Source organism: Devosia litorisediminis (assembly GCF_018334155.1).
Taxonomy (GTDB): domain Bacteria; phylum Pseudomonadota; class Alphaproteobacteria; order Rhizobiales; family Devosiaceae; genus Devosia; species Devosia litorisediminis.
On the sequence record NZ_JAGXTP010000003.1, the window covers coordinates 174,393 to 200,598 of the forward strand.

The 26,206-nt window shown below is 60.2% G+C and carries 27 protein-coding genes; 16 read left to right on the forward strand and 11 right to left on the reverse strand.

Annotated features, from left to right (window positions below; all coding sequences use genetic code 11):
- Nucleotides 1-121 precede the first annotated feature (121 nt).
- Nucleotides 122-439, forward strand: a complete 318-nt coding sequence (locus tag KD146_RS15885; RefSeq protein ID WP_212659816.1) for a hypothetical protein — start codon at nucleotides 122-124, stop codon at nucleotides 437-439.
- Complete coding sequence (locus KD146_RS15890) at nucleotides 436-2,235, forward strand: methyl-accepting chemotaxis protein (RefSeq protein WP_249327928.1); 1,800 nt, start codon at nucleotides 436-438, stop codon at nucleotides 2,233-2,235. The genes KD146_RS15885 and KD146_RS15890 overlap by 4 nt, the downstream gene beginning before the upstream one ends.
- A gap of 60 nt (nucleotides 2,236-2,295) precedes the next feature.
- On the opposite strand, the gene rnk is transcribed toward KD146_RS15890, so the two are convergent.
- Both rnk and KD146_RS15900 read right to left on the reverse strand, forming a co-directional pair.
- On the reverse strand, nucleotides 2,296-2,697 hold the full coding sequence (gene rnk, locus KD146_RS15895) for a nucleoside diphosphate kinase regulator (protein ID WP_212659817.1): 402 nt from the start codon (nucleotides 2,695-2,697) through the stop codon (nucleotides 2,296-2,298).
- A 319-nt stretch (nucleotides 2,698-3,016) separates the two neighbouring features.
- The gene (locus tag KD146_RS15900; RefSeq protein ID WP_212659818.1) at nucleotides 3,017-4,291 is read right to left on the reverse strand and encodes an O-acetylhomoserine aminocarboxypropyltransferase/cysteine synthase family protein; all 1,275 of its coding nucleotides are present in this window, start codon (nucleotides 4,289-4,291) and stop codon (nucleotides 3,017-3,019) included.
- Between the two features lie 209 nt (nucleotides 4,292-4,500).
- Here KD146_RS15900 and KD146_RS15905 point away from each other — a divergent pair, with 209 nt between their 5' ends.
- The 6 genes from KD146_RS15905 (at nucleotide 4,501) to KD146_RS15930 (ending at nucleotide 10,950) form a co-directional block, all read left to right on the forward strand.
- Nucleotides 4,501-5,583, forward strand: coding sequence for a LacI family DNA-binding transcriptional regulator (locus KD146_RS15905; RefSeq protein WP_212659819.1), 1,083 nt, complete (start codon nucleotides 4,501-4,503; stop codon nucleotides 5,581-5,583).
- A 2-nt stretch (nucleotides 5,584-5,585) separates the two neighbouring features.
- The gene (locus tag KD146_RS15910; protein WP_212659820.1) at nucleotides 5,586-6,842 is read left to right on the forward strand and encodes a sugar ABC transporter substrate-binding protein; all 1,257 of its coding nucleotides are present in this window, start codon (nucleotides 5,586-5,588) and stop codon (nucleotides 6,840-6,842) included.
- A gap of 73 nt (nucleotides 6,843-6,915) precedes the next feature.
- Nucleotides 6,916-7,989: a carbohydrate ABC transporter permease gene (locus KD146_RS15915; protein ID WP_212659821.1), complete on the forward strand. Its 1,074-nt coding sequence runs from the start codon at nucleotides 6,916-6,918 to the stop codon at nucleotides 7,987-7,989.
- Nucleotides 7,989-8,867, forward strand: a complete 879-nt coding sequence (locus KD146_RS15920) for a carbohydrate ABC transporter permease (protein WP_212659822.1) — start codon at nucleotides 7,989-7,991, stop codon at nucleotides 8,865-8,867. Before KD146_RS15915 ends, KD146_RS15920 begins: the two co-directional genes overlap by 1 nt.
- Nucleotides 8,868-8,879: 12 nt before the next feature.
- Complete coding sequence (locus tag KD146_RS15925; protein ID WP_212659823.1) at nucleotides 8,880-9,872, forward strand: glycoside hydrolase family protein; 993 nt, start codon at nucleotides 8,880-8,882, stop codon at nucleotides 9,870-9,872.
- A 4-nt stretch (nucleotides 9,873-9,876) separates the two neighbouring features.
- A complete protein-coding gene (locus KD146_RS15930; RefSeq protein ID WP_212659824.1) occupies nucleotides 9,877-10,950 on the forward strand; it encodes an ABC transporter ATP-binding protein in 1,074 nt (357 codons plus the stop codon).
- Nucleotides 10,951-11,116: 166 nt separating this feature from the next.
- On the opposite strand, the gene hisD is transcribed toward KD146_RS15930, so the two are convergent.
- The 9 genes from hisD to KD146_RS15975 all read right to left on the reverse strand — a co-directional run bounded on the left by hisD (nucleotide 11,117) and on the right by KD146_RS15975 (nucleotide 19,514).
- Complete coding sequence (gene hisD / locus KD146_RS15935; RefSeq protein ID WP_212659825.1) at nucleotides 11,117-12,445, reverse strand: histidinol dehydrogenase; 1,329 nt, start codon at nucleotides 12,443-12,445, stop codon at nucleotides 11,117-11,119.
- Between the two features lie 46 nt (nucleotides 12,446-12,491).
- The gene (locus tag KD146_RS15940; RefSeq protein ID WP_212659826.1) at nucleotides 12,492-13,055 is read right to left on the reverse strand and encodes a cupin domain-containing protein; all 564 of its coding nucleotides are present in this window, start codon (nucleotides 13,053-13,055) and stop codon (nucleotides 12,492-12,494) included.
- A gap of 12 nt (nucleotides 13,056-13,067) precedes the next feature.
- Complete coding sequence (locus tag KD146_RS15945; protein WP_249327929.1) at nucleotides 13,068-13,916, reverse strand: aldo/keto reductase; 849 nt, start codon at nucleotides 13,914-13,916, stop codon at nucleotides 13,068-13,070.
- A 29-nt stretch (nucleotides 13,917-13,945) separates the two neighbouring features.
- Entirely contained in the window at nucleotides 13,946-14,704 is a 759-nt protein-coding gene (locus KD146_RS15950) for a sugar phosphate isomerase/epimerase family protein (protein WP_212659827.1), read from the reverse strand.
- A gap of 48 nt (nucleotides 14,705-14,752) precedes the next feature.
- Nucleotides 14,753-15,232 (reverse strand): VOC family protein, encoded by a 480-nt coding sequence (locus KD146_RS15955; RefSeq protein ID WP_212659828.1) that lies wholly within the window; start codon nucleotides 15,230-15,232, stop codon nucleotides 14,753-14,755.
- Nucleotides 15,233-15,319: 87 nt separating this feature from the next.
- The gene (locus KD146_RS15960; protein ID WP_212659829.1) at nucleotides 15,320-16,558 is read right to left on the reverse strand and encodes an ABC transporter substrate-binding protein; all 1,239 of its coding nucleotides are present in this window, start codon (nucleotides 16,556-16,558) and stop codon (nucleotides 15,320-15,322) included.
- Between the two features lie 28 nt (nucleotides 16,559-16,586).
- Nucleotides 16,587-17,687, reverse strand: a complete 1,101-nt coding sequence (locus KD146_RS15965) for an ABC transporter ATP-binding protein (protein ID WP_212659830.1) — start codon at nucleotides 17,685-17,687, stop codon at nucleotides 16,587-16,589.
- Nucleotides 17,688-17,691: 4 nt separating this feature from the next.
- Complete coding sequence (locus KD146_RS15970) at nucleotides 17,692-18,627, reverse strand: carbohydrate ABC transporter permease (RefSeq protein ID WP_212659831.1); 936 nt, start codon at nucleotides 18,625-18,627, stop codon at nucleotides 17,692-17,694.
- The gene (locus KD146_RS15975) at nucleotides 18,624-19,514 is read right to left on the reverse strand and encodes a carbohydrate ABC transporter permease (protein WP_249327930.1); all 891 of its coding nucleotides are present in this window, start codon (nucleotides 19,512-19,514) and stop codon (nucleotides 18,624-18,626) included. Before KD146_RS15975 ends, KD146_RS15970 begins: the two co-directional genes overlap by 4 nt.
- Before the next feature lie 189 nt (nucleotides 19,515-19,703).
- Here KD146_RS15975 and KD146_RS15980 point away from each other — a divergent pair, with 189 nt between their 5' ends.
- The 8 genes from KD146_RS15980 (at nucleotide 19,704) to KD146_RS16015 (ending at nucleotide 25,954) form a co-directional block, all read left to right on the forward strand.
- Entirely contained in the window at nucleotides 19,704-20,513 is an 810-nt protein-coding gene (locus KD146_RS15980) for an aldo/keto reductase (protein ID WP_345790839.1), read from the forward strand.
- Between the two features lie 121 nt (nucleotides 20,514-20,634).
- Complete coding sequence (locus KD146_RS15985; RefSeq protein ID WP_212659832.1) at nucleotides 20,635-21,075, forward strand: VOC family protein; 441 nt, start codon at nucleotides 20,635-20,637, stop codon at nucleotides 21,073-21,075.
- A 65-nt stretch (nucleotides 21,076-21,140) separates the two neighbouring features.
- On the forward strand, nucleotides 21,141-22,160 hold the full coding sequence (locus KD146_RS15990) for a LacI family DNA-binding transcriptional regulator (protein ID WP_212659833.1): 1,020 nt from the start codon (nucleotides 21,141-21,143) through the stop codon (nucleotides 22,158-22,160).
- Between the two features lie 166 nt (nucleotides 22,161-22,326).
- Nucleotides 22,327-23,583 (forward strand): tyrosine-type recombinase/integrase, encoded by a 1,257-nt coding sequence (locus KD146_RS15995; protein ID WP_345790840.1) that lies wholly within the window; start codon nucleotides 22,327-22,329, stop codon nucleotides 23,581-23,583.
- A complete protein-coding gene (locus KD146_RS16000; protein WP_212659834.1) occupies nucleotides 23,580-24,191 on the forward strand; it encodes a hypothetical protein in 612 nt (203 codons plus the stop codon). Before KD146_RS15995 ends, KD146_RS16000 begins: the two co-directional genes overlap by 4 nt.
- Nucleotides 24,192-24,272: 81 nt before the next feature.
- On the forward strand, nucleotides 24,273-24,476 hold the full coding sequence (locus tag KD146_RS16005; RefSeq protein WP_212659835.1) for a helix-turn-helix domain-containing protein: 204 nt from the start codon (nucleotides 24,273-24,275) through the stop codon (nucleotides 24,474-24,476).
- A 315-nt stretch (nucleotides 24,477-24,791) separates the two neighbouring features.
- On the forward strand, nucleotides 24,792-25,475 hold the full coding sequence (locus KD146_RS16010) for a helix-turn-helix domain-containing protein (RefSeq protein WP_212659836.1): 684 nt from the start codon (nucleotides 24,792-24,794) through the stop codon (nucleotides 25,473-25,475).
- Complete coding sequence (locus tag KD146_RS16015) at nucleotides 25,472-25,954, forward strand: hypothetical protein (RefSeq protein ID WP_212659837.1); 483 nt, start codon at nucleotides 25,472-25,474, stop codon at nucleotides 25,952-25,954. Before KD146_RS16010 ends, KD146_RS16015 begins: the two co-directional genes overlap by 4 nt.
- Nucleotides 25,955-26,206 lie beyond the last annotated feature (252 nt).

The window sequence follows — 26,206 nt, forward strand, 5'->3', positions numbered from 1 at the left end:
AGTGCGCGAGTGCGCCTTCGGCCAATAAATCGAAGACGGAACTTAATCAAATTGGTAACCAATCTCGTTCATTGTTGGCTAAAGAAATCAATCAATTAGCCGCCAGCAGGGGAGGGGGAGGATGAGCCATATGCGCCAGTTTGCGCCTGCCCTGATCTTTTCGACCGTCTCGTTCGTGCTGATCGCCGCCTTCATGCTGGCGCCGCAGGCCAAGGGAGAGATGGCCGTGGCCTTCCCGCCCTTCACCAGCGAAGAAACCGCCTGGTCGATTGTCCGGCAGGCCGGTGGCTACGCCGTCGGTCCGACCCAGCTTCCCAACATCGTTGTGGCCTATGCCGGCGATGCTGATTTCCAGCGCCGCGCCAGAGACCTGGGCGCGCTGTTTTTCCTCAATGCTACCGGGCTGTGTGCTCCGCAACTTGATCGCGAGACAACATGACACTTGATACCATTCGCAGTCGCGCCACGATCCTGGTCGCGGGCCTGTCAGCCTCCATGGCCGCTATCGCGGTGATCATCGAATTGCTGTTTCAGGGTGGCCTGGGACTGGGCAGCCTGCTGGGCGGGCTGGGCTTTGCGGGCCTGGCCGTAACCTATCTGGCCAGTCGCCAGTCAGCGGCTTTCCGCTATATGGCGGTAGCCGTGATGATGGCCGAAGTGATGGCCATGCTGATCTCGGCGCGCGGACAGCCGCTGCAGACGGACATCCACATGGCGTTCTTTGCCGGTCTGGCCGTTTGCGCCCTGCTCTATGATGCCAAGGCGATCATTCTGGGCGCCGCCCTGGTGGCCGTGCATCATCTGGTGCTGGGCATGACGCTGGACAATCTGATCTTTTACGGCGGCGGCGGCTTTGGTCGTGTGCTGCTGCATGCGGTCATCCTGATCGTCGAGACGGTTGGTCTGGTCTGGATGACCATCAACACCCATCACCTGCTCAATATTTCCCAAGAGCGCTCCGAACAGGCCGAAACCAGCGCTCAGGAAGCCGAACTGCTGGCCACCGAGGTCGAGGAGGCAACCGCGGCCCGTCGTCAGGAACGTCAGTCGATGATGGAGCAGCTCTCCACCGACTTTAACCGTGTCGTTGATGCGGCCAGCAAGGGCGACTTTTCGGCCCGTATCGAAACCAGCTATGCCGACCCCGAACTGGCCAATCTGGCCAGCTCGATCAACGGCCTGATCGGCACGGTCGGCGACAGCCTGGGCGAAACCGCCCGCGTGCTGTCGAGCCTGGCCAATACCGATCTGCGCGCCCGCATGACGGGAAAGTATGAAGGTGCCTTCGCCCAGCTGCAAAACGACACCAACGCCCTGGCCGATACGCTGACCACCATCATGCATTCGCTGCGCACCGCCATTACCAGCATGCGCGCTGCCACCAGCGAGATCGTGGTGGGCACCAATGATCTGAGCGAGCGCACCACCAAACAGGCCGCGACCATTGAAGAGACTACCGCAGCCATCGAACAGCTGGCCGCCACCGTGCTTGAAAACGCCGATCGCGCCCGCGACGCCAATGCCAACGCCCAGAAGGTGCGCTCGGTCGGCGAAGAGGGCGGCGATGTGATGGCGCGCGCCAATGAGGCGATGTCACGCATCACCCAGTCCTCCGCCAAGATCTCCAACATCATCGGCCTGATCGACGACATTGCCTTCCAGACCAATCTGTTGGCGCTCAATGCCTCGGTTGAAGCTGCCCGCGCCGGCGATGCCGGTCAGGGCTTTGCTGTGGTGGCGGTCGAAGTGCGCCGCCTGGCCCAGTCGGCCGCCAAGGCATCATCGGACGTCAAGACACTGGTCGACGCCTCGGCCGGCGAAGTGGGCGAAGGCACCAAGCTGGTGGCCGAAGCGGCAACCAAGCTCGAAACCATGATGGACGCCGCCCGCGCCAATAATGAGCTGATGGAGGGCATTGCCCGCAACAGCCGCGAGCAGGCCTCGGCCATTGAAGAAGTCTCCGGCGCCGTGCGGCAGGTCGATCAGATGACCCAGCACAATGCGGCACTGGTGGAACAAACCAATGCGGCCATCACCCAGACCGAACATCAGGCGAGCGAAATCGATCGCATCGTTGAAGTGTTCAAGCTCGACGGCGCACCAGCCGGCAGGCCCGCGGCCAAATCCGCCGGCAAGGCGCTGCCCGTCCGGGACGTCCAGCAATTGCGCAAGGCCGCGACCGGGTTTGCCAGCCAGGGCAATGCCGCCATTGCCAAGGACTGGGCCGAATTCTAGCCCGCGCTTTACGCACGTCCTGTCAGGGCCGGTCAGCAGACCGGCCCTTCTTGTATCTGGCTAGATGGTTTGGGGTTGTTCCACTGCGGTCACGGTGAGCACATTGGTGCGCCCGTCACGCGCCGTCCAGCTGATCGACTTGCCTGCGCGCATCCCGATCAGCGCTGCCCCGACCGGGGTCAGCACAGAAACCTTGCCCGCCGCAATATCGGCATCCACCGGATAGACCAGCGTCACCGACCGCTCCTCGTCGCGCTCGGTAACGTAACGCACCCGCGAGCCCATGCGCACGCTGTCAGCCGGCAATTTGGCATCGGGCACCACGCGGGCACGTTCCATCTCGACCAGCAGGCTTTCAGCCGCACTGGCCAGCGCGGCACTGCCGGCCTCGGCCAGGCCCATCAACTGGCGGTGGTCCCGTTCACAAACGGTAATCTGAGGGCGAAGGGTACGGTTACGCATGGCTTGATCCAATTGAAAACGGCCTTGCGCCCCCGCGCCAGACCACGGTGAACCGCGCTGCGAGGGAGCCATCAGGGCCTGTGCTGTGGAGATATATGAACCCCTAAATCCGTGCCGGCGGGCACCGCCTTGGATTTAGGGCAACAATCCTTCGACGGGATAATCCCGTCGCGGCGCAGTGTTGGCGTTGTGCAATGAAGCGTTCATGGGAGCCAAGGTAGGCCTTCGCCATGCCAAGTCAAGCCGCCCACAGGGTTGACCCCGGGGCGGCAAGACAGCGCAGTCAGATCAGCCGGCAGTCGTGCCGCCGGCCCGACAATTAGCTGACCTTGGCCAGCGCCTGCTCAACGTCGGCGATAATATCGTCGATATGCTCAATACCCACCGAGATGCGCACCAGATCTTCCGAAACGCCGGCCGTGGCCAGCTCTTGGGGACCAAGCTGGCGATGGGTGGTCGAAGCTGGATGGCAGGCCAGTGACTTGGCATCGCCGATATTGACCAGACGCAGGATCATTTCGAGCGCATCGATGAACTGGCCGCCCGCAACCGAGCCGCCCTTGATGCCGAAGCTGACAATGCCCGAGGCTTTGCCCTTGGTGATCTTTTTGGCAGTCTCGTGATACTTGCTGTCTTCCAGCGCGGCATAGTTCACCCAGCTCACCTTGGGGTGCGCCTTGAGATACTGCGCCAGAGCCATGGCGTTTTCGCAGTGTCGATCCATGCGCAGGCCCAGCGTTTCCAGACCCATCAGGAACAGGAACGCATTATGCGGCGACAGCGCCGCGCCGGTATTGCGCAGCGGCACCACGCGGCAGCGACCGATATAGGCCGCAGCGCCCAGCGCCTCGGTATAGACCACACCGTGATAGGAAGGATCGGGTTCGTTCAGGATCTTGAACCGGTCCTTGTTCTTGACCCAGTCGAACTTGCCGCTGTCGACGATGATGCCGCCGATCGAATTGCCATGGCCGCCAATATATTTGGTCAGCGCATGCACCACGATATCGGCACCAAATTCGAACGGCTTGCACAGATAGGGTGTCGCCACGGTGTTATCGACGATCAGCGGCACGCCATGCTTGTGCGCGATATCGGCCAGACGCTGGATATCCACCACATTGCCGGCCGGATTGCCGATCGACTCGCAGAACACGGCCTTGGTGTTCTCGTCGATCAGCGCGTCGATACCGTCAAAATCGCCTTGATCGGCCAGACGCACATCAATGCCCTGACGCGGAAACGAGTGCATGAACAGGTTATAGGTGCCGCCATAGAGCTGGCTGACCGAAACGATATTGTCACCGACGCCGGCAATCGCCTGAATGGCATAAGTGATGGCGGCCATGCCCGAGGCCACGCACAGACCGGCAATGCCGCCCTCCATTTCCGCGACGCGCTGTTCCAGCACGGCGGTCGTGGGGTTCATGATGCGGGTATAGATATTGCCCGGCACGGCCAGGTTGAACAGGTCGGCACCATGCTGGGTGTCGTCAAACGTATAGGAGGTGGTCTGGTAGATCGGCACCGCGGCCGCCTTGGTGGTCTCCTCCGACTTATAGCCATGGTGCAGGGCGATTGATTCCAGCTTCATGATTTTCTCTCTCGCAAGTTGGATTCTGTTGTCCGGGCGCACAGTTAGCATTCCTTGACCCGATTGGGCAGTCGCCAGCGCAGGCTTTCTGCGTTCTGCCCCACCGCCTGAGCCTTCCAAAACGTCTTGACTCGATCCGGCACGATTTCGTATGACATCGGTGTCATGACATCGGTGTCATAAATCATGCATGACGTCAGGGAGGCCAAATGGCTACGATTTACGACGTCGCGAAAGCGGCCAATGTATCCCCCAAAACGGTCAGCCGCGTGCTCAACAGCGATGCACCGGTCGGCAAGAAGACGCGCGATGCCGTCGAGGCAGCCATGGCCGCTCTGGGTTATGTGCCCTCCAGCGCCGCGCGCATGATGCGCTCCAATCGCTCCGGGCTGATCGGCCTGATTACCGGCGCCATTTCCACCACCGCGCAGGACACGCAGATTTCGGGCCTGCCCGAACTGCAGATCGTCCAGGGCATTCAGACCGTCATCGCTCCCAGCGGCAACACGCTGATGATCGCCGATACCGGTGGCGATTCCAGCCGCGTCCCTGGCCTGATCGATACCTTCATCCAGCACCGCGTCGAAGGCCTGCTCTACGTCGCCGAATACCACCAGCAGGTGCACCTGCCCAAGGTGCCGGCCAACACCCCCATGGTGCTGGTTAACTGCTTTGACGAGAACAACACGCCTGCCGTCATTCCCGATGATCGGCGCGGCCAGCGCGAACTGGTCAGCCGCCTGATCCAGGCCGGCCACGATCGCATCGCCTATCTCACCCTGCGCGAAAACATCATTGCCACGCCCCTGCGCAAGCAGGGCTATCGCGATGCCCTTGAGGCGGCTGGCCTGCCCTATGATCCAGCACTGGTTCAGGCCTGCGAAATCGACAATCCCGAAGGTGAAACCCAGGTGCTCTGGGATGCCATCGACACCATGCTGCGCTTTGACCAGCCGCCCACCGTGATCTGCTGCGGCAATGACCGGCTGGCGCTCAAGGTCTACGGCATTCTGCGCTCGCGCGGCATGAAGGTGCCTGATGAGATTTCGGTCGCCGGCTACGACAATTACCGTGTCATCGCCGAGACCCTTTATCCCCCGCTCACCACGGTGGAACTGCCCTACACCGCCATCGGCGTGCGCGCAGCGCAGCGCCTGCTTGGCATGATTTCCGGCGAAAGCCGGGACAGCGCCAACCCCGCCATTGTGGCCGGGCCGGTGCATTGGCGTGGCTCTGTCACCGAGCAGCGCCGCTCCAACGTCACGCAGCTAAAAATACTCAGGGAGGATTGAGAATGAACAAGTTCGCAGCCGTCACCGGCCTGCTCATGGGCGCCACGCTGTTCAGTGGTTCGGCCATGGCCCAGACCACGCTGTCCATGTGGTATCACGGCGCCGGCAATGAAGTGGAAGCCGGCATCATCAATGATCTGGTCAGCGATTTTAACGCCAGCCAGTCCGATTGGGTGGTTGAGCTCGAGAGCTTCCCCCAGGCCGCCTATAACGACAGCGTGGTCGCGGGCGCCTTGGCGGGCAATCTGCCCGACATTCTGGACGTCGATGGCCCCGTCATGCCCAACTGGGCCTGGTCGGGTTACATGCAGCCGCTGCAGATCGACGAATCCAAGATCGCCAATTTCCTGCCCGGCACCAAGGGCATGTGGGATGGCAAGCTCTACTCCATCGGCCTATGGGATGCCGCGGTCGCGCTGGTGACACGCCAGTCCATTCTCGATGATCTGGGTCTGCGCACACCGACCCTGGATGAGCCCTGGACCCGTGACGAATTCATGGCCGCGCTGGAAGCCGCCAAGGCGTCGGGCAAGTATCAGGCTGCCTTTGATCCCGGCATGGCCTGGACCGGCGAATGGTACCCCTATGCGTTCTCGCCCTTCCTGCAGAGCTTTGGTGGCGACATCATCGACCGCTCCACATACACCACCGCCGAAGGCGTGCTGAACGGCGATGAAGCCATTGCTTTTGGCGAATGGTGGCAGAGCCTGTTCACCGAGGGCTATTCGCAGGCCACCCAGGACCCCGCTGACCGCGATGCCGGTTTCGCTGACGGCAAATATGCCTTCTCCTGGAACGGCAACTGGGCAGCCCTGGGGGCACTGGGCGCCTTTGATGACGCCCTGTTCCTGCCAGCGCCAGATTTCGGCAATGGCCCCAAGATCGGTGCTGCTTCCTGGCAGTTTGGCATCTCGGCTGCCTCCGAGCATCCCGATGGCGCCTCTGCCTTCATCGAGTTTGCCCTGCAGGACAAGTACCTGACAGCCTTCTCCGATGGCATTGGCCTGATCCCGCCAACCCCCGGCTCTGCTGCGGCCTCGATCAATTACAAGGACGGCGGCCCGATGGCTGACTTCTATGAACTCTCCGCCCAGCAGGCTCTGCTGCGCCCCGTGACCCCCGGTTACGTGGTCGCCGCCAAGGTGTTCGAAAAGGCGCTGGCCGATATCGCCAATGGTGCAGATGTTGCCGACACCCTTGATGCCGCCGTCGACGAGATCGACGCCGACATCGCCAAGAACGGCAATTACGGCTTCTAGGTCGGTCCCCTCCCGGTCCTGGTGGGACCCCGGTTAAGGCCGGGGTCCCGTATTTCAGCAAGGTGAATTGACCATGGCATCCAAATTTACCCGATCCAATCGCGCCGGTTGGCTCATGGCAGGCCCGGCAACCGCGCTGATGGCCGGGTTTATCATCCTGCCCTTCATCTTTGCCATTGTGCTCAGCTTCACCAATCAGCGGCTGATCTCACCCAACCCCACAGAATTTGTCGGCCTGTCCAATTACGAGCAATTGCTCGGCGTGGGCGTGCTGACGCTGGACCCGCTGCGCGACGACGCCGGCACCGTCATGCGTGACGATGACGGCGCGGTTGAATACCCCTCGGTCCGGCGCCTGGTTCGCAACAATCCCGACTATCCGCAATATGCCGGCATGCGCGAATGGTTCAGCGTGCCCTTTGGCGAGGCGCGCAGCTTCGTGCTGGTGCGCGACGTGGTGTTCATGAAGGCTCTGGTCAACACCTTCCTGTTCGTGTTGATCGTCGCCCCCGTACAGGGCGCTCTGGCGCTTGGATTGGCACTGCTGATCAATCAGCGCCTGCGCGGCATCAATCTGTTCCGCGCCATCTATTTCATGCCCGTGGTGGTTTCCATCGTGGTGGTCTCCCTGCTCTGGCGCTTCATCTATGACGGCAATAGCGGGCTGCTTAACAATCTGCTGGGGGCGATCAGTTTTGGCGCCATCCCCAAAATCGACTGGCTGGGCAATCCCTCCACCGCCCTGGGCGCCATCATGGCCATGTCAATCTGGCAGGCGGTTGGCTTTCACATGGTGATCTGGCTTTCGGGCCTGCAGACCATCAGTCCAACGCTCTATGAAGCGGCCGCCATTGAAGGCGCCAGCCCGTGGCAGACCTTTCGCTATGTCACCTGGCCGGGGCTGCGCAACACCGCCATTCTGGTGCTGATCGTGATCACCATGCAGGCCTTTGCCCTGTTCGCCCAGATCGACGTGATGACCGGCGGCGGACCGCTCGATTCCACCCAGACCATTGTCTTCCAGGCCGTCGAGCGCGGCTATGGCAAGCAGGACATTTCCGGCGGCTCGGCCATCTCGGTCATTCTGTTCGTGCTGGTGCTGTCCATTTCTCTGCTGCAACGCTGGCTCACGCGGGAGAAGGCATGATGGCCAATATCGCCTCCGACAATCACGGCCTGCGCCTGTTCGTCCGCTATGCGGTGCTGGTGCTAATAGCGGTGATCTTCATCTTTCCGCTGGTCTTCATGCTCATGTCGAGCCTGAAACCCGACCAGCAATTGCTGATCGATACCAAAAGCCTGGCCGCCTTCCTGCCGGTGGGCGACATCTCGCTGGACAATTATGCGGCCGCCTTCCGCCGGGCGCCGGTAGGCCTGTTCGTGTTCAACTCGGTGCTGATCACCGGGGTGACCGTCCTGCTCTCGCTGATCGTGTGTTCAGCCGCTGCCTTTGCCTTTGTCTTCATCGACTGGCGCGGTCGCGAACTGATCCTGACCATCATTCTGGCCACGCTGATCGTGCCGTTCGAAACCATCGCCATTCCGCTGCTGCTGATCTCCTCCAAACTGCCCTGGATCGGGCTGGACGGGCTGACCTATGGCTGGCTCAATTCCTATCAGGTACAGATTGTCCCCTTCATCACCGATGGTCTGACCATTTTCCTGTTCGTGCAGTATTTCAAGGATTTGCCGGGCGAACTGATCGAGGCGGCACGCGTCGAGGGTGCCAGCTGGTGGCAGGTCTATCGTCGCGTGGTCATGCCGCTGGCTGGCCCGGTGCTGGCAACCGCGGCGATTCTGAAATTCCTTGCCATGTATAACCAGTATCTGTGGCCACTCATGGTGGTGCAGCAGGAGGCCTATCGGCCCGTCATGGTGGGGCTGCAGTATTTCTTCCAGCTCAACCGGGCCTGGGGCGAGATCATGGCCTATCTTTCCATGATCACCGTGCCTGTGCTGGCCTTCTACCTTTTCCTGCAACGCGCATTTATTGCCTCGATCGCCTCGACCGGCGTCAAGGGCTGACGGAGTTTACTGATGGTTCTCGCACTCGACACCAAATGGATCTGGGACAGCTGGTATGTTCGCGATGGCGACCACTACCACGGCTATTTCCTGCAGGCGGACCGCAGCCTGGGCGATCCCGATTTGCGCCATTTCAATGTCTCGCAGGGGCATGCCGTCTCCACCGATCTGGTCAACTGGACCCATCTGGGTACCTGCCTGCGCCCGGCGCCCGGGCCGGCCTGGGACGACATGACCACCTGGACCGGTTCGGTTGTTCAGGGCGATGATGGCGTCTGGCATCTGTTCTACACCGGCTCGCGTCAGTCCGAGCAGGGCATGTATCAGCGCATCGGCCACGCCACTTCGAGCGATATGCACAACTGGGTCCGCGTCGGCGACCAGCCTTGCCTGGACCTGACGGGCCCGGCGGCAAAATTCTACGAGGCCGAGCATATGGTGGGCCACTGGCACGACCGGGCCATGCGCGATCCCTGGGTGATGCGTGACCCCGCCGGCGATGGCTGGCTGATGTATTTCACCGCTCGCGTGCCCGGCGTTGAAGAACCCAATGCCGGTGGCGCCGTCGGTTTCGCCAAATCGCCCGACCTGATGACCTGGACGCTGCAGCCACCCGTCTTTTCCGGCGGCTTTGGCCAGCTTGAAGTGCCACAGGTCTTCCGCGTCGAGGACAAATGGTACTGCCTGTTCTGCACCGATTCTTCCCATTGGTCCGAGGCCTATAAGGCGGTCAATCCGCAATCGCCGGTCGCGGGCAATCACTACCTGATCGCCGATGATCCACGCGGCCCCTGGCAGATCGCTCCCGGTCCCTTCCTCGATGGCGCCAAGCCCTGCCGCCGCTACGCCGCACGCATTGTCGAGACCGATGACGGCCTGCGCATTCTGGGCTTTGCCGATGGCGGCAAGGACAATTTTGGCGGCTATGTCATGGATCCAGAACCCGTCGTGGTGGGCCAGGACGGTCTGCTTTCAGTCATCCCCACAGTTCAAGCGGCGGAGTAGCCCCATGGCGCAGGTTTCCCTCAAGGCCATCAAGAAGAACTACGGCGCCACCCAGGTGATCAAGGGCGTCGATATCGAGATCGGCGATGGCGAATTCGTGGTGTTTGTTGGCCCATCGGGATGCGGGAAATCCACCCTGCTGCGCATGATCGCCGGGCTTGAAGACATCTCGGGGGGCACGCTGACCATTGGCGACACCGTGGTCAACGACCTGCCCCCCAAGGATCGCCGCATTGCCATGGTGTTCCAGAGCTATGCGATTTTCCCGCACATGACCGTGCGCGAAAACCTCGCCTTCGGGCTGACCATCGCCAATGCCCCGCAGGCCGAAAAGGACGCCAAGGTCGCCGAGGCCGCCCGCATCCTGCAAATGGAGCATCTGCTCGATCGCCGCCCCAGCCAGCTCTCGGGCGGGCAGCGCCAGCGCGTTGCCATCGGCCGCGCCATTGTGCGCAAGCCGGCCGTGTTTCTGTTCGATGAACCGCTGAGCAATCTCGATGCCGCGCTGCGCGTCGACATGCGCATGGAGCTCTCCAAACTGCATGCCGATCTGGGCGCGACCATGGTCTATGTCACCCATGATCAGGTCGAAGCCATGACGCTGGCCGACAAGATCGTGGTGCTCAATGGCGGCGTGGTGCAGCAGATCGGCACCCCGCTCGAGCTCTATCACACCCCGGCAAACCTGTTTGTGGCAGGCTTTATGGGCTCGCCAAAGATGAACCTGCTCAAGGCAAGGATCGAGGCAATCGGCCCCGACAGCGTCACCGTGACCTCGCAGGATCTGGGCAGCATGGTGCTGCCCCGCACCAATCCCGAGCTCAAGCTGGGTGATGATGTCACCGTGGGCCTGCGTCCGCACCATCTGGGGGAAACGGGCGATCACCGCATTGAAGGGCGCATTGTGCTGGTGGAACGGCTCGGCAATGAAACACTGGCCGCCATGCAACTCAAATCGGGTCAGCAGATCATTGCTGCCCTGCCCGGCGATGTTGCCGTGGCTGCTGGCGAAACCCTGAGCCTGGCTACCCAGGCCGACAAGGCCAGCCTGTTCCTGCCGTCAGGCGATGCCGCCTGAGGCAAAAGCCGCGACCCGCGCAGATTGTCCGGGCTTCTGCAAACCGCGTCTTCAACCCGGTCTCTGGGCTTTGTCCCAGAACCAGCCCACCATGAGGCCAAGAACGGCCAGCTACGCCGCCGTTGCCAAGATTGGCTGATGCGGGAGCGTATCCAGACGGCGAAGTTTACTCGACAGACGCCGCAGGAACACTCGCCCCCGTGCCATAGGGCACATTGCGCCCGCCATAGCGGCGCACGCGTATATTGGCCTGCTCGGCATGGCCGACAAAGCCCTCCAGCATGGAGAGGCGCGAGCCATATTCGCCGATCATGCTTGATGCTGCATCGGTCGTGACTGTCTGCCAGGTGCAGGTCTTGAGGAACTTGCCCACCCACAGCCCTCCAGTATAGCGCGCTGCGCGCATGGTGGGCAGCGTATGGTTGGTGCCGATGACCTTGTCGCCATAGGCAACATTGGTGCGCGGCCCGAGAAACAGTGCTCCGTAATTGCGCAGATTATCCCGGAACCACAGATCGCGGTCGGTCATCACCTGCACATGTTCCGAAGCGATCCGATCCGCTTCGACCAGCATCTCGGCATGGCTGTCGCAGACAATGATTTCGCCAAAATCGGTCCAGGAGGTCCGTGCAATTTCACCCGTCGGCAGAATGGCCAGCAGCCGCTCGATTTCCGCCATGGTATCGCGTGCCAGCTTTTCCGACGTCGTCAGCAAGATAGCCGGTGAGGTCGGACCATGCTCGGCCTGCCCCAATAGGTCAGTAGCGCAGATTTCCCCGTCAACGCTCTCATCGGCGATGATCAGCGTTTCGGTCGGACCGGCGAACAGGTCGATACCGACCCGGCCAAACAGCTGCCGCTTGGCCTCGGCAACAAAGGCATTGCCGGGGCCCACCAGCATATCGATGGGCGCGATTGTCTCGGTACCGATCGCCATGGCGCCAATGGCCTGAATGCCACCCAGCACGTAGATTTCGTCAGCGCCCGCCATGGCCTGCGCTGCCACCACCGCTGGGGCGGGCTTGCCGCCAAAAGGCGGCGCACAGGTAATTACCCGCTCGCAACCGGCGACCTTGGCGGTGATCACCGACATATGGGCCGATGCCAGCAAGGGGTATTTCCCCCCCGGCACATAGCACCCCACCGCACTGATCGGCACATGCTTGTGACCCAGCGTCACGCCGGGCAGCGTCTCCACTTCGAGTTCAAGCATGGTGTCTTTTTGCAGTCGTGCGAAATTGCGCACCTGCGTCTGGGCGAACTCGATATCGTGCAGATCCTGCGCGCTCAACTGTGCCAGGCAGGCATCGATGTCCCGCTGGCTGAGGCGGAATTCAGGGGCATGCCAATTGTCGAACTTTGCCGACAGCTCACGCACCGCCGTGTCACCGCGCGCATCGATATCGGCCAGAATGGCTTCCACCGTAGTGCGGACCTGTTGATCCGCCTGCGCGCGCGCCGCAGCATCCTTGCCGCGCTTGAGCCATACCGGCATGCCTGCTTCTCCTCAAATTGTTGCGCCTGTGTGCAGAAAACGCGCGCTAGAGCGCGTCCAGACCATCGCGGAAATCGTTGAGATCAGCCTCGACCGTTGATGGCGCCTCGATCCACTCGATCATGGCTTCTCCGGTGACCGGATCGCGCGGGGGAATGGGCAGCATCATAATGCGCTTGGCTGCGGCACGCCGCAGCTCTTCGGTCAGATGCTCTTCCTGCATATTGTCCCAGTCGCGACCATCGGGATAACCGCCAACCATGAGCACATCATCGGACTGACCGACCATGCTGTGCGACACCCCGGCGGGCATCACGATCACATCGCCCGCATTCACGCGCATGCGCAGCCCGCCCTTGCCGAACAGCTCGACCTCCATCCAGCCTGCGGCCACGCCCAGGCATTCATGCGTGGTCGAATGGAAATGGGGATAGGTATAGACCCCCGGATAGCGCCAGTTGTTCAGCCAGCCATTGCCGCGAAAACGTGCCTGAACGGCGTCCGCGCCGCCGCCCGGAATACCATTGCGATGCACCAGCAGCGGAAACCGGCTGTTTGGCAGCATGCCATTGGGCCGCGACCAATGCTGCTCGACCTCGATCCTGGACATTGCTCTCTCCCTTCAGTTCTCAAATGGCGTTGCGGTACTAGACGTCCCAGACGGGACACCAGGGGCCGTTGACCAGCCGCATTCCCTTGTCGAGCGCCTCGATAGCCTTGATGTCCTGCGCATCGAGCTTGAGAAGACGTGCCGCAAATTGGCGATGATCCGCTCCTTCTTGCCCGAAGAGGGAATGACGATGTGCCCCCTGGCCATCAGGAAGGCCAGCGCCACCTGCTCGCCGGTAGCCTCATGGGCCTTGCCGATCCGTTCCAGCACGGCATCACCAACCACGGCCCCCCGCGCCAGCGGCGCATAGGCGGTGACGGGCATGCCCAGCCCCTCGCAATAATCAATGATTGGCCGGTTCTGCATATAGACGTGACACTCCACCTGGTTGGTGGTGATCGGCCGATCGCCAAGCAGCATTCTGGTTTCATCCAGCAGCGCCTTGGTGAAGTTGGATACCCCGATGCGCTTGGCCAATCCGGCGTCGAACGCCTCGGCGAACTGGCTCATATAGACTTCTAGCGGAAATTCATTGTGCGGCGATGGCCAGTGCAACAGCAGCAGATCGACCTGATCGGTCTGCAGCTTGTCGAGGCTTTCCCGCACGGAATCCACCAGCTTGCCAGGCCCGAAATTGTCCGGCTTCACCTTGGTGGTGATAAAGATGTCCTGCCGCGGCACGCCAGCCTCGGCGATGCCGCGCGCTACGTCCGCCTCATTGTCATAACCCTGCGCGGTATCGATGTGGCGGCACCCGGCCTCCAGCGCCCAGCGCACACCATTGCTGGCTTCCGCGCCGGGACGGTTCCAGGTGCCATAGCCCATTTGCGGAATGCCGCTGACCATTGGTTCGCTGTGCATTGCCTTGCCTTTCCTGTCGCTGCGCGGCCCTAAAGGCCCAGCGCATTGAGGTGATTGATCGACCGGCTGGCAAAAGCCTGCCAGTCGCTTGGATTATCGTGTTCGGTGACGAGGTGGTCAGCCTTGGTTTTCTCAAACAGCGGCGCGAGCGCCTGCCAGTCGATGATGCCATCGCCCGTGGCCGTCCAGCCATCGTCCAGCTTGGTGCCCAGAGGCGCGGTGTCCTTGGTCTGGATGATCACGATGCGGTCCGCGAAACGGCGCAGTTCTGCCGCCGGGTCGGCCCCGGCACGCACGATCCAGCCACAGTCGATCTCGAACTTCACGCCCGACCCGCCCGCCGCAAAGATATGGTCGATCGGCCGGCTGCCATCGGCCAGCGGCACGAACTCGAAATCATGATTGTGCCAGGCGACCTCGAGCCCCGCAGCATTTGCCAGTTCGGCGCCGCGGGCCAGTTTTTCGCCCAGCCCGCGCCAGTAGGAAACCGTCGGCTCGCGCTCTTCGGCGGTGACATAGGGCGGGATCAGATAGGTGGCCCCCAGCGTCTGGGCAATCTCGATATAACGCTGCGGCGCCTCGACAAGCCCGGCCAGCGGCATGTGAAAGCCATAACAGGCCAGCCCCGCATCATCGAGTTGCTGGCGGAACAACCCCGGATCTTCCTCATAGGCGGGCAACCAGGGCTCGATGGCGTCGTATCCCATCGCCTTGAGGATCGGCAATTGCGCCGCCAGTGGCGGGAAATTGCGCGACGAATAGAGCTGATAGGCTTTGCGATAGGTCATGCGGCAGGTCTCGGTGTCAGGTGTTTGCAGTGGGGAACAGCGCCAGCCTCAGGGCTGGGCTTCCTTGTCCTTGTCGAACTCGAGCAGTTCGATCATCACGCCCAGATCCTTGACCGTGTCGTAATAGGCGTAGCGCCCATGGCTGCCGTCGAACTCGCCGCGCTGCAGCAACGGATGACCCTTGGATTCAAGATAGGCATCGCGCTTGGTCAGATTGCGCGTGCGGAAAGCGATGTGGTGACAACCCGGGCCCTTCTCCTCGAGCAGGTCGCGCCAGGCGCTCTTTTCAGGACCGGGTTCGAGAAATTCGACATCGATATTGCCGAATTTGAACATCATGATCCGGCAACCGACATCGCTGGGCTTGCCGCGATAGATGGCCTTGGCTTCCTCTGCCGGAGCGGCGCGGCCCTCGCTTGGCATCGGCTTGCCCGTCAGATCGGCAAACCACTGCGCAGACTTCACCACATCATCGGTGACAAAGCAGATCTGCATCACTTCGTCTTCATCAAGCAGGCGCTTGTCCATTCTGCTCGTCCATTCATTGGGTTGAGGGGCGGCGGCCCGGCGCAGAACGCCGGGTCGCCAACCGCTGGGGGGACAGGGTGTGGGCGCTTAGCCCAGGATGGTCTCGTAATTGTCCTGCATCTGCGCGATGGCATCATCCACGCTCATGCTCGGATCGCTCCAGAAGTTGAACACCACATCCCAGATCGAGTTCTGCCAGTCGGCATCGCTCATCGAATGCGGGTTCTGCACTTGGTGGGCCGGATCAGACAGGATGTGCAGCACTTCTTCGGAACAGGCATCCAGCGCAGATTCAGGCGCATCAAGCCGGACCGGGGTCGAGCCCTTGGCCATGGCGAAATCGGCCTGCACCTGCGGATCAACCACCACCGAGGCAAAGTCGAGTTCGGCCTGGTCCATTTCAGGCGACTGGCCGCCCAGCAGGCCCCAGCTATCGACCGTGGCCACAACGGCCTTGGCACCCGGGATCTGCATGCAGCCAAAGTCGGTGCCGGCAGTCTTGCCCGCAGCGGTCCATTCGCCCTTCATCCAGTCGCCATGGATCTGCATCAGCGCCTTGCCGGTGATCACCATATTGGTGGTCACGTTCCATTCGCGATTGGCCGAGCCTTCGTCGGCCGCTTCCTGGAAGCGCCGCAGCGTATCGAGCAGATTGCGCATTTCGGCACTGTCGAGCACCGCCGGATCAGGCTCTGCGCCATAAACGCCATTGTAGAAGTCGACGCCGCCCGTGGCGGCCGCCAGCGCATGGAACAGATAGCCGACCTGCCACTGCTGCCCACCAATGGCCAGCGGTACATAGCCCGCATCGCTCACCTTCTGGAAATCAGCGAACATGGCGTCGAGCGAACCCCAACTGGAGGGATCGACCCCGGCAGCCTTGGCCACCTCCATATTGTAATACGCCATGCCATCGATATGCAGTGCAGTCGGGATCTTGACGATCTCGCCGTCCACCGTGATCGACTTGGCAACCGCCAGCGGCAGGTGCTCGGTGATACCCTGTTCATTGAAGAACGCGGTGACCGGACGACCAAAGCCAAGTGCGGCCAGATCGCGGAACACACCGGGATTGGATTCCATGAACACATTTGGTGGGCTACCGCCGGTGACCAGGTTCATCAAATTCACATTGGAGCCGGTATCATGCGGAATGGCGATATCGGTCCAGGTGTGGCCTTTGGCTTCAATGCCATCCTTGATGATATTGAGCGCTGCCACTTCCGGGCCCGAAGACCAGGAGTGGTACACCACGATTTCGCTGGCATAGGCGGTAGAGCTGAGCAGGATGGCTGTAGCAAGTCCGGCTAGGGTCTTCTTCATCATCGTTGTTTCCTCCCTTACGATGCGTCGTTCACATCCGCCGCCCGGTCTGGGCGTCGAAGATATTGGCTTTGCCCGGCATGAAATCGACCGAGACGCTGGTGCCGGGCTTGAGCCGGCTTGCAGCGTCGGGAGCGACCCGCAGGGCAAGCAATTGGTTGTCGAGACTGAGGTAGACGGTGGCATCCGAGCCGGTGCGTTCGGTGTATTGCACCGGCAGGGTGAAGCTGGCCGCCGCATTGGGCTCGGCCATGTCGGGCACGCCAAAATGCTCGGGCCGCAACCCCACAATGATGCGGGTGCCGTCCTGCGGCGCAGTCTCGAAATCATAACCGGTCAGATCGAGCGCCATGCCCGCCGCCAGATCGGCGGTGACTTTTGATCCATTCACGCGCAGCGTGGCTTCACGCAAATTCATCGCGGGTGAACCGATAAACCCGGCCACGAACAGATTGGCGGGCCGCTCATAGATTTCGTCGGGTGTGCCAAACTGCTGGATCACCCCGCCATCCATCACCGCGATCTTGGTGGCCATGGTCATGGCCTCGATCTGGTCGTGGGTGACATACACGATGGTGGACTTCAGCTCGTCGTGCAGCTTCTTGATCTCAAGCCGCATTTCGGTGCGCAGCTTGGCATCGAGATTGCTCAACGGCTCATCAAAAAGGAACACCCCGACATTCTTGACCAGCGCCCGGCCAATGGCGACGCGCTGGCGCTGCCCACCCGAGAGCTGCCCCGGCTTGCGATGCAGCAGCGGCTCGATCTGCAGCAGCTTGGCCGCCCAGGCGATGCGTTGCTCGATCTCCTCGCGCGGCAGCTTGCTGGCCGAAAGGCCGAATTTGAGGTTCCCGTGCACGGTCTTGGTCGGATAGAGCGCATAGGACTGAAACACCATGGCCAGCCCACGATCCTTGGGGTCCAGATCAGTGACATCGCGATCCCCGATCATGATGCGCCCGTCGGTCACCTCGAGCAGCCCGGCCAGCAGGTTGAGCAGCGTGGTCTTGCCGCAGCCACTTGGCCCCAGCAGCACCAGAAAGTCGCCGTCCTCCACCGCAAGGTTGAGGTCATTGAGGACCGTTAGGGACCCGTAGCTTTTGACGATGTGTTCGAAGCTGACAGTTGGCATGAGATTATCCCTTGATCGCGCCGGAAGTGACGCCCTGCACGAACAGCTTTCCCACCACGAAATAGACGACGAGCGGAGGGATAGCGGTCAGCAGGGCGGCCGCCATGTTGTGTGCGTAATTGGTTGTACCGGTGGAGATGGTGACCAGATTGGCCAGATTGACCGTCATGGGCTGCCCGTTCAGGCCCCCAAAAGTCACCCCGATCAGATAGTCATTCCAGATATTGGTGATCTGCAGGATCAGCACCACGATCAGGATATTGCCGCTCATGGGCAGGATGATCTCGATGAATATCTTCCAGAACGAGCCTGAATCCATGACCGCTGCGCTCATGATCTCCTGCGGTATGTCTTTGTAGTAATTCCGGAAAATCAGCGTCAACACCGGCATGGCCAGCACGGCATGGATGATCGCCACGCCCCATAGGGTGCCGTAGACCTTGGCCGTCGAGGTCATCACGATCAGCGGATACATGATGATCTGGAACGGCACGAAAGCGCAGATGAACAGCAGGAACAAAAACCCGCCCGCCCAGCGCACATTCCACAGCGCCAGCGCATAGCCCGTCACCATTGATAGCCCGATGGACAGGGCCAGCGAGGGGAACAGGATCATGACCGAGTTCCAGAACCCGACCTTGAGCCCATTACAGTTGATACCCGAGCAGGCCTTGTTCCAGGCATGGTCCCACGCATCGAGCGTCCAGACCTGGGGCAGCGCGAAGATCGCCCCTTCGCGGATTTGATCCATGGTCTTGAACGAGGTCACCACCACCACATAGAGCGGGATGCAGAAGAACAGCGCGCACATGCTCAAAAACACGATGATGGCTATCGACTGCGGCGAGATCCCCTTCTTCTTGCGCGGGAAATAGGGCGCTCGGCTCACAGGCACTTCTGCAGCGCCGGCGGCGCGTTGGGTCACCGATATCTGGCTCATCGGGCAACTCCCTTGCGCTGCTGCCAGGCGGTCAGAGCCACCAGCGGCACGAATACGACCAGCGTAATGATCAGCATCATCACCGCCGCAGCCGAGGCGTAGCCAAGATTGGATTTGGCCGAGAGCGCATTGATGGTGAAATAGGCAGGCACCCAGGTGGACTGGCCCGGCCCGCCATTGGTCATGGCGACCACCACGTCATAGGCCTTGATCACACCCAGAGAGAGCAGGATGGCACAGGTGATGAAGGTGAACTTCATCATCGGAATGACGATCTCGACATAGAGCCGCCATAACGGCACGCCGTCCAGCTTGGCCGCGCTCCAGATTTCAGAATTGATGCCTTTGAGCCCGGCCAGCATCAGGGCCATGTAAAAGCCCGCGCTCTGCCAGACCGAGGCCAGAATGATGGCGTACATTGCCGTATCGGGCTGCGCCAACCAGTTGAAATCGACCTGCCAGCCCAGCCCCCGCAGAAAGCTCTGGGCGCCCAGGGTCGGATTGAGGATCCAGCGCCAGGCAGCGCCGGTAACAATCAGCGACACCGCCAGCGGATACAGAAACACCGTGCGGAACAGGCTTTCGCCGCGCTTTTCCTTGTCGATCATTGCAGCCAGAATGAACCCGAAGACGATGGCCAGCGCGCTGCCCAGACCCAGGACGATCAGATTGCGCAGCGAGATTTCCCAGCCGGCATCGCGGAACAGGCGGTTGTACTGCCGTCCCCATTCAGACCAGTCGATGCCATATTCGGGCAGACGGCGGCTGCGGGTAAAGCTGAGATAGACGGTCCACAGGATCGAGCCCACAAAGGCCACCAGCGTGACAGCGACCGCTGGCATCAGCGCAGCCTGTGGCGATATGCGACTCCATCGCATGGTCTTCATTTAGTCCTCCTCACCTGCGTCTTGCGCGCAGTCGTCGGGTCGCCCCGCTCGAAAACACAGCCCGTTTCTGGTCCGGCTTGTGTTCGTATTAGCGTTAATCTAGGTTGATGAAATGCAGATCGTCAACCGTCTTTGTTGGCATCATTGAAAAACAGGGTCAAAGGCCCGAACACAAACAGGAGAGGCGTCGTGACATCAAACCCAATCCCCATGCTCGGCTTCGGCACTTATGGCCGTAGAGGGCCCGAAGGCGTGGACGCCATGCTCACCGCGCTTGAAACCGGATACCGCCACCTGGACACCGCACAGGACTATGAAAACGAGACCGAGGTCGGGCAGGCGGTTGCCCGCTCGGGCTTGCCGCGCGAGTCGATTTTCGTCACCACCAAGATTGCGCCGCGCCATTATCCCAGGGGGTCATTGCTGCCCTCACTGCGCGAAAGCCTGGACAAGCTGAGCCTGGACCAGGTTGACCTGACCCTGCTGCACTGGCCCTCCCCCAATGACGAAGTGCCACTGGCCCATTATGTCGAACAATTGGCGGAAGCCCGGAGTTCCGGGCTTTCCCGGCTAATCGGCGTCTCCAATTTCACGATCGACCTGCTCGAGCAAACCATCGCTATGCTGGGCAAGGATGCCATTGCCAACAATCAGTTCGAGCTCAACCCCCATATGCAGAACAAGCGGCTGGCCGATTTCTCTCAGTCCAAGGGCATCCTTGTGACCTGCTATCTGCCCATTGCCCACGGCACCCTGGGGGACGATCCCATCTTGCAGGACATTGCCCGGACCCATGACGCGACGGTGGCGCAGATCGCCATCGCGTTCGAGCTGGCCAAGGGCTACGCGGCCATTCCGACCTCGGGCAAGCCGGAACGCATTCGCGAAAACTACGCCGCCAGCAAGATCGTCCTGACGCCCCAGCAGATCGCCAGCATTGCCACGCTGGATCAGGGCAAGCGCCGCATCGATCCCGAATGGGGACCCAAATGGGACTAAGCCGACAACCCCGCCAAAACTTGCAATACAGCAAAAAATCGTATTAACGATGAGATAGGTCATCCATTCTGACCCAAAATTGCTGGCGTCAGAGACACAAGAAGAGACCAAGGAGGATTCAATGAAGGGTATTACGGGCTTTGGCCATCTGGCGATCAAGGTGAAGGACCTCGATAAGTCACTCGACTTCTGGGAGAAGCGCCTGGGTTTTCCCGAAATGCTGCGTCTCAAGCACGATAATGGCGAAACCTGGCTGGTGTATCTGCGCATCACCGATGATGTGTTTCTCGAAGTGTTTCCGGGCGCTGAAAATGATCGGGCACCGGGCTGGAACGCCAATGGCGCCAACCATCTGTGCCTGACCATCGACGATCTTGATGCCACGGTGGCGCGCATTCAGGATGCCGGCATCGCGCTGACGTCCCAGATTCAGATGGGACTAGACGGCAATCGGCAGGCCTGGATTGAAGATCCCGATGGTAATCGGATCGAGCTTATGGAAATGAACCCCGATTGCCTGCAACTTCAGGCCATTGCGCGGCTCCATGCCGAAGGCCGATAACGGTCAAACGAAACCAGGTGGTGCCGCCCTCGCGCCGGCATCACCCCAGCGGTGAACGGGACAAGATGGGCAAGGGCACAGTTCGGCTAAAGGACATTGCCGACCGAACCGGTTTTTCAACGAACACGGTGTCCCTGGCGCTGCGCGACAGCCCGCGCATCCCGGCCGAGACACGTGAGCTGATCCGGCAGGCTGCCGCCAGCCTGAACTACCTGCCCAATTTCATCGCCAAATCACTGGTCAGCCGCGAAACCAAGACCATCGGTCTGGTGCTCACCGATATCACCAATCCCACCCTGACCCATACTGCCCAGGCGATCGAACTGGCCCTGGCCGAGCGGGGCTATGCCACCCTGTTTGCCACCTCCAACAACAAACTGTCGGAGGAAAAAAAGGTGCTCGAACTGGTGCGCTCGCGCCAGGTCGACGGCATATTGATCTATCCCACCAGCCATCGCCAGATCGACCATATCCGCGCCCTGCGTCTGGCCAATTACCCCGTGGTGATGCTGGTCGGCGATCCCGATTCAGGGCTCGATGCGGTCTGCGTTGATGAATCGCGCGGCGCCTATAAGGCCACCAAGCATCTGATCGATATTGGTCACAAGCGGATCGGGCTGATTGATGGTGCCAACCCGCTGGGCAACCGCGAAAAGCGCCAGGGCTATGTCGAAGCGCTCAATGAAGCGGGCCTGGAATTTGATCCCGCGCTGGCCGTTGATCCGCGCGGCCATTCGGTGATCCGCGGCTATCTGGCCATGGAAGCGCTGATGGCCACGCCCGCCCAGCCCACCGCCGTATTCTCCGCCAATGACTCACTGGCGCTGGGCGCCCTGCGCTGGTGCATCAAGCACAAGCTCACCGTGCCCGACGACATGGCCATTATCGGCTTTGACAATATCGAATTTGCCGAACACGCCGTGGTGCCGCTCTCCAGCGTCAATTATCCGGTCGATATTGTCACCGAACTGGCCGTCGAGCGCCTGATGTCGCTGATCACCGCCGGCGACGAGCTTCCCACGCCCCGCGTCACCCAGATCGACCCCGAAGTCATCGTCCGCGACAGCACCCTCACCAAGGGCTGACCCTGCGGGACGGATCATTCAGCGCAAACCGTCCCAACCAGGCAAACCGGGCCTGGCGAACGATCGATGGCCATAGGGAAGAAGTGGCGGAGAGAGAGTCCGCCATACTGATGTTCTTGAATGTCTATAATTATGCGCGTTAATGCCGCATTCCCTTGACTTTTGTGTGTTCCAGAAGCTGTATTGTTCTCAGTTGTACTTCATAATCTCCGGCTATCTCCAACCTGAAGTGCACACGGAAGTGCACACCATGGCAAGAGCTCTCAACAAAATCTCGGATACCTTTGCAAAATCTGCACTGGAGCCAGGGCGTTATAGTGACGGCGGTGGGCTGTATCTCAACGTCAAGCCTGGCGGTGCGAAGAGCTGGATCTTCATGTTCGCTAGAGGCGGAAAGAGGCAGGCGGTAGGGCTGGGCCCCTACCCAGCGGTTCGTCTGGCATCGGCGCGCATCAAAGCTGTCGACCTGCGCTCGGCTATTGCTGAAGGGTCTGATCCAAAGGCATTGCGGACGCCGCAGAGGGAACTCAATTTTTCTGAATGCGCGGACGAATTTTTGGCGTCAATGGAGCCCCAATGGCGCAACGCCAAGCATCGCGCACAATGGCGAATGACACTCGGCGATGCCTACTGCGCGGCCATCCTAGGTAAGCGCGTTTCGCATATAAAAACCGAGGACGTTCTCACGGTGCTCAAGCCCATATGGATGACAAAGCCAGAGACGGCCTCGCGCATCAGAGGACGCATCGAACGCGTGCTCGACTTCGCCAAAGCGCGAGGTTGGCGAACTGGAGAGAACCCTGCCCTCTGGCGTGGTCATTTGAAGAGCATTCTGCCACCGCGACAAAAGCTTAGCCGAGGGCACCACGCAGCGATGGACTACAGGGAGGTCCCTGCGCTCGTCGAACGGCTGCAGCATTCGGACGCGATGGCTGCAAGAGCATTGGAATTCTTGATCTACTGCGCTGCTCGATCAGGAGAGGTCCTTGGGGCGCGGTGGGAGGAGTTCGACCTTGAGGCAAGCACCTGGAAAATTCCCGCAGAGCGGATGAAGGCCGGCAGGCCGCATCGGGTCCCTCTATCGCAGCAGGCACGAAATCTCATAGAGGGTCTTGTCCGTACGAAGACATCGGAGTTCGTTTTTGCCGGCCAAAAGGCAGGCCGTCCCTTGTCGGCGATGGCGATGGAGATGTTGCTGCGCCGGCTTCGGGTCTCCAACGTCACCGTGCACGGGTTCCGGTCCTCATTCCGCGATTGGGCCGGCGAGGAAACGGCACACGCTCGCGAGACCGCTGAAGCCGCACTTGCCCACGTCGTTGGTGATGCGACCGAGCGAGCCTATCGGCGTGCGGACGCACTGGAGAAAAGACGACTCTTGATGCAGGAATGGGCCGAATACCTGGGCGATGGGGTCAAGAAATGACCCGAAAGCAAGACACAGAAAAGAAACCCATCAAATTCTCACCGCAGAATCGAAAGAACAGGCCAACACCCCCTCTTCCAATGGTCGATCCAGCCGATAATCCGATGGCGCCAGGCATTATGCATCCTGAATATAAGAGGGATCTTCGACTTCTCGATCGGGTACTTCCTGAACCCATATCTCAGACCGTTAGAAAAAAGCTGCCGACAGCGCTTCGAACCGTTGCGATTGCCTATGGCGTCGATACCAGCAGCACCCATTGGATAGCGGAGACACTATTCCATTTAGCCATTGAAAACCCGATCCTAGGCATCACAGAGAGGAACCGTGGCTACCAGCACGGCCACCCTTTTGAGGTAGCTGACGATCGCAACTGGTTAAGGTTTGTTTTTCGGGAAAAGGCCGCAGTGGAACTGGATTTGAGGAAAACGATCAGTATCCGTGAGCTCGCGGCAAAAATTACAATTCTAGAGAATTTGGCAGGTGGAAAGAAGTTCAACGAAATTGATACGACCTCCCAAGAATTTGCAGACAACAGGCGCCGCATCTACGAAAGAATTCTTGGACTGCGGAAGGCTTACCCTGACATTGCTCGCATACCGTTCTAGTCCGAATTAGAGCGGTACATACCGGAACGAGCAGCGGCGTTAATCAAGGACTGTCTGAAACCTTCAAGGAAAGGGATAGTCATGAGCGCACTGAACGTTCCATGGGCACCCAGCTCACTTACCATCATGCAAGCTGCACGGTACTCGGGCCTGTCACGATCATATTTCTACAAGCTCTTTAATGCGGGCCTGCTGCCGCGTTTGAAGGCGGGTAAGCGTGTTCTGATCCTTCGTGCCGACCTCGACGCCTACCTTGAATCGATCAAGGAGGTTCACAAGCCATGATGAGCCAGATCAAAAATATCTCCGCAGCTCAGAGCCCGCAAATTCTCAAGTTTATGGTGCTCCAAAGCTATGGCCGTACTCGGTTGCTTCACACTGTTCGGGAGGCAACGACTTAGATGAAAACGAAAAAGAAGGGCTCCGTAGTTTGCACCTACGGAGCCCGGATCAGCACAGCTTGTGACAGCACACGCCTACCCGCCATGATAGTCCGCCTTAAGCGCCTCTGCAAGAAAACGTGGAGCCGTGGGCATCTCTGTTGGAACCGGGCCGCTCTTGTCAGCGAAGGGCTCGCTGACGCGACGGGAGGTACTGACAATGGCTAGTTTCACGTTCAACTGGAACCAGTGCATCCGGGAGTCTAGCCTCGAAAGCACGACGCGCTTCGTCTTGTTCACCCTGGCAACCTACATGGACGGTAAGGGGTACGCGTTTCCCGGTCAGGAAGAACTGGCAAAGGCGAGCGGACTGAGCCCGCGTAGCGTTGGCACGCACCTTCGGCGCGCGGCCAAGGCAGGCTGGATTTTAGTCAAGCAGACCCAGCGCCGTGGCAAGAAATGGACCAACAACACCTATCAGGCGACCATTCCCTCGACGCTGAAGCGTGAGGCACCTGAAGACAACGCCGTGGTCGCGGACGGGAATCTGATGCGCGATGGGGAGGCAACTGGCAGCACGGTCGTGCGGAACCAGATTCCGACTAACACTCCAAATAACACTCCAATGAACAACGGAGTGGAGGCCGACCATTCGGTGGAAGATGCGTTTGAGGTGCTGTGGATTACCTTCCCACGCAATCCTGCAAGCAATAAGCGGGCTGCACTCCTCGAGTGGAAGAAGCTGACCCCGGTGCAGCGTGACCGCTGTTTGATCGGGGCAGCAAACCACGCGCTCAGTGTCGACGGTCGGCAACCGTTTTCGTCGGGAACTAACGGCGCGTTGAAGTTCGTAAGCCACCTCTCCACCTGGTTGCGAGACTGCAAGTGGGAGAGCCAGCAATGACGAAGCTCGAACGCATGCAACTGTGCTTCTTCGGTCCAGTCTACGCTGCGTCTGGCAATGATTTTCCAGACGCTGTGAAACGGTCGCTGGCGGACGAGCACGGTAACCTGGAGGTTCCATCGCTCCATGCCGCTGCAGGCTCTGTACTTCTCATTCCAAAGCCAACCTTTGTTGACTGCGTTGTGGCTTGCAAGAGGGAGGCCGAAAAGGAGCGCGCCCGGCGTGCGGCTCAAACGTTTTCGGACGTATTGTCCAACTTTCCAGGTGAACCCATAACCATTCTACGCGGGCTGCCAGAATGGGATTGGTGGATAGAGTTCTTCAAAAGAACTGGGCTCAAATTCTGCCTACAAGAGATGCTCAACAAAGGATCGTGGACAGTGCCATGCCTCGATCCAATGGACGTTATTCGCTACTGCTCAAGCATTGGTCTGAAGATTGGCGCCGGAATTTCTTCCATCAGTCAACGATCAGCATAGACCTCGGCCAGCGCGAGTTTTCTTCGACCGTGAATGACTAGATACAGATTTGTCGGCGGGCCTTTGAAACGTGTTTTGGGCAACGGCCCTCCAACCACATCCATGGGGTATTAGAGACAACGTGACAAAACCCCACTCTGAAAAATATAATTGCAGATCGCAGCCCACAAAAGGAGCCCAATTACCGGTGACCCATCACGCCATATCCGGCTTTCGGCAATGCCCATTTTTGGCGTCACGGCACCCCAGCAA